At 71.0% G+C, this 14,250-nt stretch carries 10 protein-coding genes and 1 pseudogene; 4 read left to right on the top strand and 7 right to left on the bottom strand.

The features are described 5' to 3' along the window. Positions 1 to 15 precede the first annotated feature (15 nt). Positions 16 to 1,011 carry a LuxR C-terminal-related transcriptional regulator gene (locus tag OHA19_RS34220; protein ID WP_405710267.1) on the bottom strand — a complete coding sequence of 332 codons (996 nt, stop codon included), beginning with the start codon at positions 1,009 to 1,011 and terminating at the stop codon, positions 16 to 18. Between the two features lie 309 nt (positions 1,012 to 1,320). Between OHA19_RS34220 and OHA19_RS34215 the strand changes: the two genes are divergently transcribed. The 4 genes from OHA19_RS34215 (at position 1,321) to OHA19_RS34200 (ending at position 8,788) form a co-directional block, all read left to right on the top strand. Continuing rightward, positions 1,321 to 2,061: a peptidase E gene (locus tag OHA19_RS34215; protein ID WP_189280782.1), complete on the top strand. Its 741-nt coding sequence runs from the start codon at positions 1,321 to 1,323 to the stop codon at positions 2,059 to 2,061. A 249-nt stretch (positions 2,062 to 2,310) separates the two neighbouring features. Further along, the gene (locus OHA19_RS34210; RefSeq protein WP_405710270.1) at positions 2,311 to 5,430 is read left to right on the top strand and encodes a type 2 lanthipeptide synthetase LanM family protein; all 3,120 of its coding nucleotides are present in this window, start codon (positions 2,311 to 2,313) and stop codon (positions 5,428 to 5,430) included. Positions 5,431 to 5,540: 110 nt separating this feature from the next. Then, complete coding sequence (locus OHA19_RS34205) at positions 5,541 to 5,774, top strand: hypothetical protein (RefSeq protein ID WP_405752746.1); 234 nt, start codon at positions 5,541 to 5,543, stop codon at positions 5,772 to 5,774. A 101-nt stretch (positions 5,775 to 5,875) separates the two neighbouring features. Then, complete coding sequence (locus OHA19_RS34200; protein WP_405752743.1) at positions 5,876 to 8,788, top strand: AAA family ATPase; 2,913 nt, start codon at positions 5,876 to 5,878, stop codon at positions 8,786 to 8,788. Positions 8,789 to 8,976: 188 nt separating this feature from the next. On the opposite strand, the pseudogene OHA19_RS34195 reads toward OHA19_RS34200, so the two are convergent. The 6 genes and pseudogenes from OHA19_RS34195 to OHA19_RS34170 form a co-directional block, all read right to left on the bottom strand. After that, positions 8,977 to 9,048, bottom strand: a pseudogene (locus OHA19_RS34195) (hypothetical protein); the annotation flags it as partial. A gap of 529 nt (positions 9,049 to 9,577) precedes the next feature. Then, positions 9,578 to 10,006 (bottom strand): SsgA family sporulation/cell division regulator, encoded by a 429-nt coding sequence (locus tag OHA19_RS34190; protein WP_405752740.1) that lies wholly within the window; start codon positions 10,004 to 10,006, stop codon positions 9,578 to 9,580. Positions 10,007 to 10,103: 97 nt separating this feature from the next. Beyond that, positions 10,104 to 10,838 carry an alpha/beta fold hydrolase gene (locus tag OHA19_RS34185; protein WP_405752737.1) on the bottom strand — a complete coding sequence of 245 codons (735 nt, stop codon included), beginning with the start codon at positions 10,836 to 10,838 and terminating at the stop codon, positions 10,104 to 10,106. A gap of 198 nt (positions 10,839 to 11,036) precedes the next feature. Continuing rightward, the gene (locus OHA19_RS34180) at positions 11,037 to 11,234 is read right to left on the bottom strand and encodes an AraC family transcriptional regulator (protein WP_405752734.1); all 198 of its coding nucleotides are present in this window, start codon (positions 11,232 to 11,234) and stop codon (positions 11,037 to 11,039) included. A gap of 679 nt (positions 11,235 to 11,913) precedes the next feature. Further along, positions 11,914 to 12,771, bottom strand: coding sequence for an alpha/beta fold hydrolase (locus tag OHA19_RS34175; RefSeq protein WP_405752732.1), 858 nt, complete (start codon positions 12,769 to 12,771; stop codon positions 11,914 to 11,916). 155 nt (positions 12,772 to 12,926) lie between these two features. Further along, on the bottom strand, positions 12,927 to 14,174 hold the full coding sequence (locus OHA19_RS34170) for a PucR family transcriptional regulator (protein ID WP_405752729.1): 1,248 nt from the start codon (positions 14,172 to 14,174) through the stop codon (positions 12,927 to 12,929). Positions 14,175 to 14,250: the final 76 nt, after the last annotated feature.

The raw sequence follows: 14,250 nt of genomic DNA, 5'->3' as shown, positions 1-14,250 counted from the left end.
CACGCACAGGACGCGTCAGACCATGTCCTCGACCTGGATACCACCCTGGGCGATGGCCAGTGCGCCGAGCTGGAAGCGGCTCTGCGCACCGAAGCGATCGGTCAGCTTCTCGGAGAGCCGGCGGACCGTGCGCAGCGAGACGTCCATCCTGCGGGCGGCGGCGGCGTCGGTGAGGCCCTGTGCCCAGAGTCGCAGCACGTGCTGCTCCTGGAGGGAGAGACCGCCTCGGGTACGCGGGCGCGCCTCGGCCAGCGGCAGCGCCTCCTGCCAGAGGCGGGTGAACAGGGCGGCGAACGCCTCGGTGACCGACTCGACGCCGCACACCATGGCGCCGACGATGGACCGGGCGCTGACGACCGGAACCACGGCGTGGGTGCGGTCGCAGAGGATCATCCACGCGGGCAGCGACGGCAGCGTACGGATCGAACCGATGCTGTCGTCCTTCCCCCGCACGCGGCCCATCGCCTCGGGATCGTTGCGGACGCTCTCCAGGACGATGGTACGGGCCGCCGTGCCGCGCCGTCGCAGTATCTCGTCGATGGGCCGGGCGGACTCGGCGACGGGCACGGCGAGCCGCTCGGTGGGGCCGACGGTCAGCCACTCCTGCTCGCACCCTTCGGCGAGTTCCGCGACGCGCCGCCACACGGCGTCCGCACCGGCCAGCCACTCGACACCCGGCATGCTGTCCCGGCTGCCGCGGGCGTGCTCGGACAGCAACCGGGTCACTTCCAGCCGGCTGTCCTCCACCTGGAGCCGATGGCGGGCGAGTTCGTCCTGCTGCCGGGCGAGCATCGCTGCCAGGCCCACCCCCGGGTCGACCGGCCGCAAACCGGTGGCGGTGTCGCCGGGGACCACGAGCAGGAGGGCGGACAACCGCTCCAGCCGCTCTCTGACCGTGTCCTCGGCCTCCTTCAGCTGCTCCGCCAGCTCGGTGACTCCGGCGCCGGGCAGGTCGACCATGGCGAGATAGACGCTCCGTGCGAGGGAGTCGATACCCAGAGAGGTCCGCATGTCCTTCACTCCTGTTGTCTCGGCCGTACGGCACCTGTTGGTCACGAATCGAATCGGACGACGCTCCACGGTCCAGGGCGGAACGGTCCCATGCCGCTGCGGGAGTCCGTCGGCCAGGCATCAGTAGACGGGAGGCCGGGCGGCGGCGGATGCGGGCGGACCACCCACGTTGTGGCGGATGCTCCCCACAACGTGCGGCCGGTAAGGGCGGGGCGCCGCGCAAGGGCAGGCGGCCCGCCCGTCCGCGGCGTGCGGTCCCCGGTACCTTGCGGCGCTCACCCGTTCGCGGCAGGGGCTACGATCGCGCGCATGCCTGCCTCGCAGCCGACCGTCCTGGCCACCTCCGGAGGGCATCGCGCCGGTCCCCGTGCGCGGGTGCTGTTCGACTCCCTGGTCCACCACGCGGTCGACCTGTCAGGGGTGGACGGCCGCCGTCCGCGCATCCTGTACCTGGGCACGGCGGTGGGGGACGCGGAGCACGTCACCGCGCGCATGCACGAGGCGGCCAGGGTGGCGGGTTTCGACCTGACGCCGCTGCACCTGTTCCCCATGCCGAACGTGGACGACGTGGAAGGCACGCTCCTCGACCACGACGTCGTGTGGGTCATGGGCGGGTCGGTGGCGAATCTCCTGGCGGTGTGGCGAGTGCACGGCCTGGACCGGGCGCTGCGGCGCGCCTGGCAGGCGGGAGTCGTGCTGAGCGGGGTGAGCGCCGGGTCGATCTGCTGGTTCGAGGGCGGCGCGACCGACTCGTACGGACCGGATCTGCGGCCGGTGGTGGACGCGCTCGGCTTCCTGCCATACGGCAACGGTGTCCATTACGACTCCGACCCGGGCCGCCGTCCGCTGATCCACCGGATGGTCGCGGACGGCACCCTGCCGACGGCGCACTGCACCGACGACGGAGTGGGACTCATCTATCACGGCACCCGGCTCGTCGAGGCGGTCACGGAATCGGCGGGCAAAGGGGCATACGTGGTGACGTGCGAGGGTGACGGGGTGCGGGAGGAGCGTCTGGAGCCGCGCCTGCTGCCGCCGACCCGGTACTGACTCCTTCCGCGCGGGCGGCCCCGCAGCGGTGGGGCCCTACCGCCGGGACGGGCGTTCCGGCGGGCCGTACGAAGCACAGGCACGGGGGTACGGGCCGTGACCTGCGGGTTCGGCCTCCGGCACCGGGAACACAGGCCACATGCCCGCAGGTTCGCCGGCTCGGCCCCCACCCACCGGCGGGGGGCCATCGGAGAACATGGGGGACACACCCCCATGCGAAGGCCGCGCGGTATCTGCGACGTTCTTCCTGTGACCGAATCAGCCGCACCCACGATGCCCCGAAGCGCGCACCTGCCGCTCGCCTGGTGGGCCCCAGCGCTCTCCCTCGCCGAGCGCGTCGGCGCCCCCGGCCGTCCCGCGGCGTCACCCATGACCGCCACGTCCGGCCGTGCCCCGTGGGCCGCCGGGGACACGGTGGGCTTCGCGGCGCGGCTGGCCCACCTGGGTCTCGACGAACTTGCCGTGTGGGCCCTCGTCGGCGAGGCGCCGGAACATCTGGCGGACCGCGCCGGCACTCCACGCTGGGCCGGTTACGTCGAAGAGGCCCTGGATCGTGCCGAGGCCCTGGATCGCGCTCACGACGCCGCCCGGCCGGTGCCGGGTGGCGACGCCACCGGGCCCGAGGTGTTCGCACCGGTCGTGGCACCTCTGGTGGTGCCGGCCTCGGACGCCCTCGACCAGCAGCTGGCGCTGCTTCCTTCAGCAGAACGGAAGATTCTGCGCGCCTCGTTCGAGCAATGGCTGCTGAACCGGATGTCCCGGCAAGCGGCCCGCACACTCGTCCGCGAGCTGGACGGCGCCCGGCGCGCCGGACGGCTTCCCGGGGCCACGCCTCGTGATCGCTTCGCCTCCTTCCTCGCCGCCAGCAGCAGCGCGGACGGCCTGCGGGCGCTGTTCACCGCCTATCCGGTGCTGGCCCGGATGCTGGGCCGGACTGCACTGGACGCGGCCGACGCGGTCGCCGAACTGGGCCTGCGGCTGCACACGGACCGCGAGGAACTGGTGAGCGTCCTTCTCGACGGACGCGATCCCGGCCCGCTCACCCGCATCGAACTGGGCCGTGGCGACGCCCACCGCGGGGGGCGCTCGGTAGCGGTGCTGGAGTTCACGGACGGATCACGGGTGGTGTACAAGCCGCGTCCGTTGGGGCACCACGCCCTGCTGGACGACCTGACCCACTGGCTCGCCGGCCGGGTCGACGGCCTTGAGCTGTGCACCCCGCGCACTGTTCGGCGGCAGGAGCACGGCTGGCTGGAGTTCATCGAGCACCGCTTGTGCGCCTCGGTGACCGAGGCGGACGCCTTCTACCGGCGCCAAGGCGCACTGCTGGCTCTGCTGTACGCGGTGGACGGCGCGGACGTGCACTACGAAAACCTCATCGCCGCCGGTGGCCAGCCGGTTCTGGTGGACGCCGAAACCCTGCTGCACACCGGGCTGCCGCAGGCCACCACGACCGAGGCCGACCCGGCCGCCGACGCCCTCCAGGCTTCCGTGTACCGAACGTGCCTGCTGCCCTATCTGCTGATCGGTGAGCACGGCGCGCTGGACATCTCCGCGCTGGGACGAGCCGAGGAAGGCACGTACCCGAGCGAGGGCCTGCGCTGGGAGGACAGCGGACTGGACACCATGCGAGTCGTACGAGGTCCAGTGGTCAGTCCGGCCGCACAGAACCAGCCGCTGCCCGACGGGCACCGCCTCCAGGGCGCCGATCACCGCGCCGCGCTGCTGGACGGATTTCGCACCACGTACACCGCGATCCGTGCGCACGGCGGGGAACTCACCGAGCCGGGCGCCCTGTTGGCCCGTCACGCGGACAGCCCCGCACGGCTGATCGTCCGCTCCACCCGGCTGTACTCGACCCTGCTGGAGGAATCCACCCACCCTGCGCTGCTCGGCGACGCGCTCGCCCGGGACGCCGCGTTCGCGGTGCTGTGGACCGAGTCGGCGCACGACCCGGCACGCGGCCGGCTGGTGGAGCACGAGACCGAGGACCTGTGGCGCGGGGACATCCCCCTCTTCGTCCACCTGCCGTCCGGCTCGGGGGTGCGGACGGCCGGAGGGACCTGGGTGGCGGACCTGCTGCCGGTGGCGAGCCTGAGCGCGGTCCGCGCCAAGATCGCCCGGATGGACGAGGTCGACTGCCGGGACCAGGAATGGATCGTCTCGGCCGCGCTGGCCGCACGCGCGGCTGGCTCCCCGTTGGTCCGGCCGCGCTCCGAGCTGGTGCCGGCTCCCATGCCGGCGGTGGTGCCGGAGCCGTCACGGCTGCTCGCCGCGGCCTGCGGGATCGCCGACGAGATCGCCGCCCGCGCCGTGCGGTCCGGCGGCCGGACCAACTGGATCGGCCTGGAACGCCTGCCGGGCGGGCACTGGTCGGTCCTCCCGATGGGCGCCGGACTCGCCCAGGGATACACCGGAGTCGCGCTCTTCCTGGCCCAGGCCGGACTGCTCGCGGGCGCCGACCGCTACACGGCGCTCGCCCACGAGGCGGTACGGCCGCTGCCGGCCCTGCTGAAGATGCTGGCCACCGACCCCGAACTGTGCGTCGCGGTCGGACCGGGAGCGTACAACGGGCTCGGCGGCATCCTGTACGGCCTGGTACGGCTGTCGACCCTCCTCGACGCCGACCTGGCGGACTCGCTGCCCGACGCGCTCACCGCACTCGAACACGCCGTGGCGGGCTGCGTGGACCCCGGGTTCGCGGACGGTGCGGCCGGCGCCCTGGCGGCGGCGGTCGCCGCCCACGACGCGACGGGCTCCCGCCGGACCCTGGAACTGGCCGACGCGGTGGCGGACGCCCTGGCCCCCGCGGCCGCGCAGGGCGGTGGCACCGCAGAGTTCGCCGAGGGCGCCGCGGGCATCGGCTGGGCGCTGTGGCACCACGCGGACCACCGGGCGGACGGAAAGGGACACCCGGAGGTGGCGGCCGGGCTGCTGCGCTCGGCCAACGCCGCGCCTGACGCCGCCGCGCACAGCCCGTCGTGGACCACCGGCCTGCCCGGGATCGCCGCCGCCACGGCGCATCTGCCGGAGCGCGGCGACCTCGCCGCCCGGCTGGCCGCCCTCGGCGACGGCCCCGACCTCAGCGCGGGCCACGGCGCCTTCGGCGCCCTGGAGGCCCTGTCGGTCCTGGCCGACCGGGGCGACGCCACGGCGTCCGACGCTCTGACCCGCACCGCCGGCCGGGTGCTCGCGACCGTCGAGGCGCAGCAGCACCGCTGCGCCACCCCCGATCAGGTGTCCTCTCCCGGAATGCTGACGGGCCTCGCCGGCATCGGCTACGGGCTGCTCCGTCTCTGCTCCCCCGCCCGTGTCCCGTCCGTGCTCCTGCTGGAGCACTCCTGCCCGAGCCCCCTGCCCGTCTGTTGAGTGCGAGCGCCCCCGGTCAGCCGGACCCGGCTCTCTTTCCGCTCCTCTCCGCCCTCTCGTAGTCTCCCCTTCCTCTCATCCACGCACTTCCACACGAAGGAGCTCTCCCCATGAACCAGCACTTCAGCCGCGCCGCGTCCGTATCCGCCGCCCACGTGACCGACGCCGCCGACACCGATGCCCTCACGTCTGCCGCCGAGGAGCAGGACGTGGCCGGCGGCATCACCCTCTCGGGCCGCAACCGCGCTTGCGCGCGCGCCCGTATTCTGGCCGGAATGGTTCTCACCAGCGGCATCGTCATCACGCTGAGCTCGATCGACACCTCGGTGTCCGCGCCCCAGTAGCCGCCCCCGGACCGGCCCCCGGCCGGCTCGGCGGGCCGGGGGGAATCGAAATCCGAACGGCACGATACAATTCCAGAATTTCTGATTTATGCTTCGAGATCATGCGCTCCCAAGCACCTTCCCTCATCGGCCGAGATGCCCAACTGGGGCTGCTCGGGCGCGCGTTGTCCGACGCCCAGCAAGGGCGCGGTGGAGTGGTCTTCCTGGTGGGTGAAGCCGGAGCCGGCAAGTCCCGGCTGGCGGCCGAGGCCGTGGGCAGCGCGCTCGGGGTCGGAATGGGCGTCCTGCGGGGACGCAGCAGCACCACCGGCCCAGTGGTGCCCTTCCGGCCACTGACCGAGGCGCTGATGTCGCTGTTCCGCACCGGTGAACCGCTGGACGAACTGCCCCTGGGGCCGTACAGACCGGTGCTGGGACGACTGATCCCCGACTGGAACACCGGCGCAGGCGACAGCAGTTCGATGGTGATCCTGGGCGAGGCCGTGCTGCGCCTGCTCATGGCCACCGACAACGGCCGGGGCCGGCTCCTGGTGCTGGAGGATCTGCACGACGCCGACCCCGAGACACTGGGTGTCCTGGAATATCTCGTGGACAATCTGGAGTACAGCCCGGTCCTGCTGCTCGCCACCGTCCGCACGGACTTCAGCGACGCCCTGGATCTCGCACAGTCGGCCCGCCGACGCGGCGTGGCCTCGGTCGTGGAACTGCCGCCACTGACCCGCCCCCAGGTACGCGAACTGGTGGCGGGTCAGTTGGGCACCTCCCCGGAGGAGGTGCCCACACCCGTGCTGGAGCGGTTGTGGGAGGGCAGCGCAGGCAGCCCCTACCTGGTCGAGGAGCTGCTCCAGTCGATGATCAGCGCGGGCACCCTGGTGCAGGGACCGGACGGCTGGCGAACGGTCGGTGACCCGCGTGGCGATGTCTCCTCCGCTCTGGCCCGGGGAATCCTGCGCCGCATCGACCGGCTGGGCGCGGAGGGCCTGACGCTGCTGTCGGCGGCGGCCGTACTGGGCAGACGGTTCCCGCTGACCGTGCTCCAACGGATGACGGGAGTCGACGACCGGGCACTCCTCAGCCATCTGCACGCCGGAGTCGCCGCTCGCCTGGTGGTCCCGGACGAGCCCGCTCCCGACTGGTACTCCTTTCGCCATTCACCCACCGTGGAGGCCCTGTTCACCCAGCTGACGCCCAGCCAGCGTGCGGAACTGGCGCGTCAGGGCGCGGAAGCGGTGGAGAAGCTGCACCCTCAGTTACCCGGCGAGTGGTGCGCGCTCGCGGCGGGGCTGCGGTCCGAGGCGGGCGAGGACGCGGCGGCCGGCAAGCTGTTCACGGAGGCGGGGCGGCGGGCCCTGACGGCGGGAGCGCTCGGTTCGGCGGTGACCTTGCTCAGCCAGGCCGAAACCCTGCTGGCGCGGGCCGGCGACCCGCAGGAGCGGGCGGGCGCGCTGGAGCACCTGCTGCCCGCGCTGGCCGAGTCCGGCGACTTCGACCGGGCCTTGGGCCTGGTCGAGCATCTGCACGCCCTGGACAGCGCAGGGCTGGGTGCGTCACGTCTGGCAGTCCTGCACACCCGGTTGGCCAAGGTGGCGCACACGGCGGGGCGCTGGAGCGACGGGAACCGGCAGATCGACCGGGCCCGCGAGGTGCTGGGGGCGAACCCGGACGGTGCGGCGACAGCGGCCGTCGACGTCACCGCCGCCTATCTCGCGCTGGACACCCCGGGCACCGACCGCATCCAGCACGCGGAGAAGCTCGCCCGCTCGGCGGCCGACGCCGCCGAGCGCTACGCGCTGCCCTCGGTCGCCTGCCAGGCGTGGGAGCTGCTGGCGACCGTGGCCCGCGAGCGGGACCCGTCCGAGTCCCGGGCCATGCTCGAAAAGGCCCTGTCGACGGCGGAACGGCACCAGCTCCCACTGCGGCGGATGTACGCGGCGACCCGTATCGGCGGCAACGACTGGCTGGCGGAAGGTGACACCGCCGGGCTGCTGTCCGCCCGGGAGGAGGCTCTGCGGCTGGGCTCGATCAACATCGTGCACACCGTGGACGGCATCCTCGTCCTGGACGGGGTGATGCGGGGCGCGCGCGAGGCGACGCGGCAAACCGCCACCGAGGGTCTGACGATCGTGCGCAGGCTCGGGCTCGCCCCGGCCGTCCGGTACCTCCTGATGTCACTGGCCTCGCTGGAGGCGCACCAGGGCGACCGGCAGGCGATGGAGGCCGCTCTCGACTCGTTCGCCGAATGGGAGGGGGCGGGCTCGCAGGAGGAGCCGCTCACGCTGGGCATGGCCCGTGCCTTTTGCGCCCTGATGGAGGAGGACCGGGACCTGGCACGGGCGGAGCTTGGGGCTGTGTCGGCGCTGGAGCGGCACAACCCCACCACTTACCACCTGAGCGGCACGCACGGGGTGGGGCTGCTGCTGGACGTGCTGGCCGGTGACGCGGACCGCGCCCGGCAAGAGAGGGTAGCCGCCACGGCGGTCGGACGAATGCGGTGGAACCGCCAGTTCGTCACGCTCGCGGATGCCGTCCTGCTCGGCCGGCAGGGGCAGGGCGAACGGGCGGCCGAGCGCATCGGTGCAGCGCTGCGCGATGCCGCCGCGTACCCGGCCGCCCTGCACCTGGGCCTGCGGCTGGTCGCGGACGCGGCGCACGAGGACGGCTGGGGTGAGCCGGTCGCCTGGCTCAGACGGGCCGAACACCACTTCCACGAGCAGGGGGTGCCCGCCGTCACGAATGCCTGCCGGGCCGCCCTGCGACGGCTGGGTGCCCCCGTGCACCAGCACCGCAGCGGCACAGACGGCATCCCCGAACAACTGCGGGCCCTCGGCGTCACCGTGCGGGAGTACGAAGCGTTCCGGCTCCTCGCCGACCGGCTGAGCAACAAGGACATCGCCGACCGGCTGTTCATCTCCCCCCGCACGGTCGAGAAGCACATCGCCAGTCTGATGAACAAGACGGGCGCGGCCGACCGCGCGGACCTGTGTGCGCGGTCGACCCGACTGACGAAGTCGTGATGCAAGTCTTGGCCTGTTTCGCTCAGGGTGCGGCTGAGATTCGGGTAGAAACGCAAAGATGCCTTCCCGCGCCGGGACGAGGGACCTTTCCAGGGGTTCCGTCGTCGCCGGAGGAAGGCACTTTCTGCATGAAGGATGGGGTCGAGGAAGGTCAGCCGGATCAGGTCGCGCTCGGCCGAGGGCTGGACGCCGAAGTCCGTCAGCAGCGCGGCAGCCGCCCGGTTCCAAGCCAGGACGTCCGTGCCGCGGTGCAGCACCATGGCGGGGACGTCGCGCATGGTGTCGAGCAACTGCCGCAGCAGTGGGGCGACTCCAGGCCGACCTGGCTGTCGCGGCGCGAAGGGCGATCCCCGCAGGGGCGCCCGGATCATCGTGCGCCTGGCCACCGATCCGGCTTTCGCCGACACCAGCGGAGGCTACTTCTCCGTGCGCGACGCCAAGGCGCTGCAGTGCCCCGAACCCGGCCGCAGCGAGCGCGTGCAGCGGGAGCTGTGGGTGCAGACGGTGGCGCTGCTCGCCGGCCTCGGCGCTCCGTAACGGAAGTCGGGGCCGAGGCCGGACAATGAGACCCTGACCAGGCAATATGCCCCCGCCCCTGGATAGGGTGGCACGCCCTGCACGCAATCACATCTCACCATTTCTCACGCGCTTGGGCCAAAACCCCGTGCAGGCCCTCCCACGTCGTGGCGGCTCTGCGGAAATCCTCTACGTCGGCGGGGCCGGAGCACGAGCATCGGCCCATGGCGCGGGAGGCGGGGGGGGTTCCTCCTGGACGAGGGCCTCTACCCACTATGAATCCGCATTCTTGACGCCCGCCGGAAGGAGCTCCGTCAACATCCGATCGAGTGCGGTGTCGATCTCCTCGCCGCAGTACTCCTCGGCTGACCGCGTCCTGACCACGAAGTCACGCACATCGGCCGATGCCATCCTGACGACACACCAGGCCCGTCCCGAGATGAGTTCGACGTCCGTCTCGTCCTCACCATGCGGACGGACTCGCACATCACCCTCGCCCGACGGAAGGATGAGCCCAGTGGCAAGCAGATCCCGACCGAACACCCAGGTGGCGACCGGCGGCTCGTTCTCGGTCACGTGGAAATCCATCCGAATCGCCAGCGGATCGTCCGGAAAGTGTCGCATAAGCAGGGGCACTTCATGCCATTCACCCACCACCGACTGTACTGTCACGTTGATTCTCTTCTCAACGGGGAGTCTCATGCCAATTCCTTTCGCCACACTCGAAACTACGGGTTCTCCGGATGGCGGCGAGCCTCCCCAAGCACGCGATCTTGACCTCGTGCGCACACCTTGGAGATCAGGGCCGGCCCGGTCGGCTCGTCGCCCGTACCGCGTCCCGGATCAGGTCGGCAACCTGCTTGGGTTCGGACAGGGCGACGGCGTGGGAGGCGTCCGGGAGCTCGACGACGACGGCCCCGGCGCGCTCAGCGCCGAAGCGCTGAACATTGGGGTTGATCGCGCGGTCAGCCCCGGCCACCAGGGCCCAGGACGGCTTCGTCCGCCACGCGGCCACAGAGGCCGTCTCGGTGAAGGCCACAGCGGCGAGCGGGCGTTGGGCAGCTGCCAGGACCCTGGTGACGTCCTCGGCCACATCCGCGGCGAAGACGGAGGGGAAGGCCGCCTCGTCGATGGTGACCTCAACGGCTGAGTCGCCGTCGAGGTAGGGGTACGTCCACTTCTTCAAGTTGCTCGCCAGCAGGGAATCGGGGAAACGCCCCTGCAGCTCGCCGAGGCTCTCGCCCTCATGCGGTATGTACGCGGCGACGTACACGAGCCCGACGACGTTCTCCGCGGCGCCGGCCACGGTGATCAGCGCGCCGCCGTAGGAGTGACCGACGAGTATGACGGGGCTGTCGATCTGGGAGACGACGTAGGCGACGTAGGCGGCGTCGGAGGCGAGGCCGCGCAGTGGGTTCGGCGGCGCGATCACCGGGATGCCGCGGCTCCGCAGTTCCGAGATGACGCCTATCCATGCTGCCGCGTCGGCGAAGGCGCCGTGCACGAGGACGACAGTGGGGGTGGGGGTGGTCATGGGGAGATTCTCTTCTCGGTGTCAGGTCGCGTGTGGGGCGTCGCGCAGTATGCCGAAGGCGCCCACGGTAGAGCCGAGGGGACGACATCCCTTGCGCACCGGCGCATCACCGCTGTCATGACAGCGCACTGACCCCACGCATTCCCCCCAGGCGATGCGGGGCCATGGAGAGTCGGTGCGGGGGGCTCCTACGGTGGCTCAGGCAGGAGTCGGGCCGAGGACTCCTGCAGCGGTGTGCGAGACCGGCGACGGTGAACGGGGAACGCGGGCGCCGGTGACCGTCGCGGCGAAGAACGAGGTCGCCGGCGATTGCCATTCGCTGGGGGACATGCCGTACGCGCCCCTGAAGGTGCGGCTGAAGTGCGAGGGGCTGCTGAAGCCCCAACGGTGTGCCACCGCGTCCACGGTGAATCTCCGGTTTGACCGGGCTCAACTCGACCTGCAGGACTCGAGCCTGCGTCGCCGTACCCATTGGCTCACCGTGATGCCGTCGTGCTGGAAGCAGCTTGTGCAGATACCGGACGGAGATGTGGTGGGCACGTGCGATCGACTCCGGTGAGAGGTCCGGGTCCATCAGATGCTCTTCGATAAAGGCCTGGATCCGGGACAGCATCTCCGCCACGCGACCCGTCGGCCGCCTCGTCCGCCGTGCTCGTCTCCAGGAGTTCCATGACCAGTACGGAGAGGAGGTGAACGGCCGTCCGGGAGAGCCGGTCCCCGATCGTGGACCGGCGGAACTCCGCCTTGGCGGCGAGCGAGGACAGGAAGTCCGACACCAGCGTGCCCGGCCCCTCTCCGCCGCGCACGGGCACACCCACCACCTGGTCCAGTTCCGACTCCGTGACTCCCAGATAGCAGAAGGGTATCCGGAAGAAGGTCATCCGGCTGTCGTCGCGGACCTCACCAGGTGACGCCGGGCCGGGTCATAGAGGACCAGGTCGTTCGGCTCCAAGACGCCCTTGGCGCTATCGCGGACAATCGTGACCGGCCCGCGGACATGCATGCCGAGGTAAAGGAATTTCCTTCCTGTCCCCCTCGCCCGGCATTCCGGAAAGACTCTGAACAAGGGATCGGGTCACCGGAACTCCACACCGTATGGTTCCTCGGCCAGGAACTTCTCGACCACTGCGTTGAACGCGGCCGGGTTTTCGAGGAAGGGGAAGTGCGAGCTCGCCACGTCGAAGGGGAAGACGTGCAGTCGCGCATCGGGAATCTGCTCGGCGATAAAGCGCTGCGAATCGGGGTGCACATGGCTTCCCTCACAGCCGATCACCAGGGTTGGCACATCGACCCGGGGAAGCACGTCGCGCCAGTCCTGAGCGCAGTGGTCGAACAGCAGAGGTACGCCAGCGTAGGCGGGTGTCGCGGTGATCTGCTCGGCGACGAAGGCGAGCATCTCCGGGTCGGGCTCGCCGGAGAACATGCCGCGTACGAAATCGGCACGCACTTTGTCGCCGCCCGGCGCCGCGAGTGCGGCGCCCAGAGCGAGAAGCGCCGACACGTCGAAGATGGCGCCGGAGTCCTGCTGCTCCCGCTTGGTCATCCAAGGAACGGCGGCGACGGCTGCCGGCTGGTCCACGGCGACGAAGCGCCGGATCCGTCCGGTGCCGTACTGGTCGATGAAGCTCCACCACACCGAGACGCCCATGGACCAGCCCAGCGCGTCGAACCGCTCCAGCCGGAGATGGTCGACGAGTTCGAGCACGTCGCGCGAGAGGCGAGCGATGCGATAGCCGTGATGCGGCTTGTCGGACAGCCCGTGGCCGCGCAGGTCGATGGTGACGACGCGACGGCCGGGGGACAGATCCGCGACCTGGTGGCGGAACATCTCCTGCGTCTGGCCCCAGCCGTGCAGCATGACCAGGGGCACGCCCTCTCCACCACCGTCTCGGTACGCGAGCCGTGTCCCGTCCGTCGTGATCAGTTCTCTCATGGCATCTCTCCTGGCCGCGGTCTGGCTGTCGAGCCCGCCTCGTCCCCACAGTGTCGGATGCGGCGCGGCGCCGTTGCCACCGCGTGCTGTAGGAACCGGGCGGGAGGTCATTCGCATTTCGTTGAAGCGGTGCCGGCCACGAGACCGGGCGGGGATCACGCGCCCCCGTCGTCGCCCGTGGGGAGGAGTTCCTCGATCTTGAGCCCCAGGTGCAGAGTGAGCCGGTGTGTACCGTCGTCCAGGTCGAGTCCGGTGATCTTCTCGATCTGGCGCAGGCGGTAGTAGAGCGACGTGCGGTGAAGTCTCAGCGCGTCCGCGGTCTTGGGGATCGAGCCGGCGTGTTCGAGGAAGCACCGCAGAGTGTCCCGCAGCCGGTCGCCGCCGTTGGTCTCGTTCAGGGTGCGGAGCGGCTTCGGGACGAGGGACTCGTTCAGGGCGTGCTCCGGGAGTTGGAGGAGCACGGCGAACTCCCCGAGCAGGTCCCAGTCGCCCATGCTCTTCAGGGAAGGCAGCCGGCGCGCAGCGCGAGCCGCCACGAGCGACTGCTCGTACGACCTCCACGCGTCGTGCACGCCCAGGTGCCGCCCGCCGGCGCCAATCACGGGGGCCGCCGAGGGGTCCAGGAACGTGGTGAGTTCCTCAAGGATGCGGGCGGACTGGGCGGCGACCTCGGCCGGACCGGAAGCCCGGTCGCTCAGCTGGACCAGGATCGCCCGCTCCTGGTCGATCGCGATGAAGCCCTGCGCCGATCGTGTCTGCCGGAAGCCTTCCAACGTCCCCCACAGGGCTGCCTCGGCCTGCCGCACGGGCTCCGTGCCGCGGCACAGCTGGACGACGGTGACCAGGACGTGCTCGGCATCCCCGAGCAGCCCGGACTCCATCGCCCGCCGGCGTGCGGCGGTAGACGTGGCGACGTTGGTGTCGATCAGCTCCAACACCAGGGTCCGCTCGTCGGACTTCTGGGTGTCGGCGGCGAGGTGTTCCGCGTACATCTGTGCGGCCATGGCCTCGGCCGCCCGCGCAATGGCTTCGGTCTCCTGCTCCGCGAGCGCCTTTTCCGGCGCGACCACCATCAGAAGCCCGAGGAGGTACCCGCGCTCTCGCAGCGGCACGACATAGCGGGGAAGCAGTCCGAGATCGTCCCGGCCCTCGATGAATCCGGGCTTCGGCCACTGGGCCACGCCCTGGGCCAGGACGTATCGGACGGTCGCGTTGTCGGCGCGGCCCTGCAGTAGTGTGCCGATGCGCACCGGGTCCTCGTCACCGAAGTGGCGGCTCGTGCAGATCACGCGAACCAGCGGGTCATCGACCGCGACGGACCGGCCCAGCTTCTCGGCGAGTTCGTCGACAAGCACCTGAAGCCCGGGGCTGCCAGGACGGGCCCGCTGAGGCCTTCCGGTCATGCACTGTTCCTCTCTTGACCACCTGTGACCTGCGGATCTTTTCTCCTTTCCGCAGCTCTAGATCATTCTGAGGAAG

Origin of the sequence: Streptomyces sp. NBC_00012 (assembly GCF_045040875.1) — a bacterium.
Lineage (GTDB): Bacteria > Actinomycetota > Actinomycetes > Streptomycetales > Streptomycetaceae > Streptomyces.
Note: the sequence above shows the minus strand (reverse complement) of the source record. Positions and strands in the feature narration are given on the sequence as shown.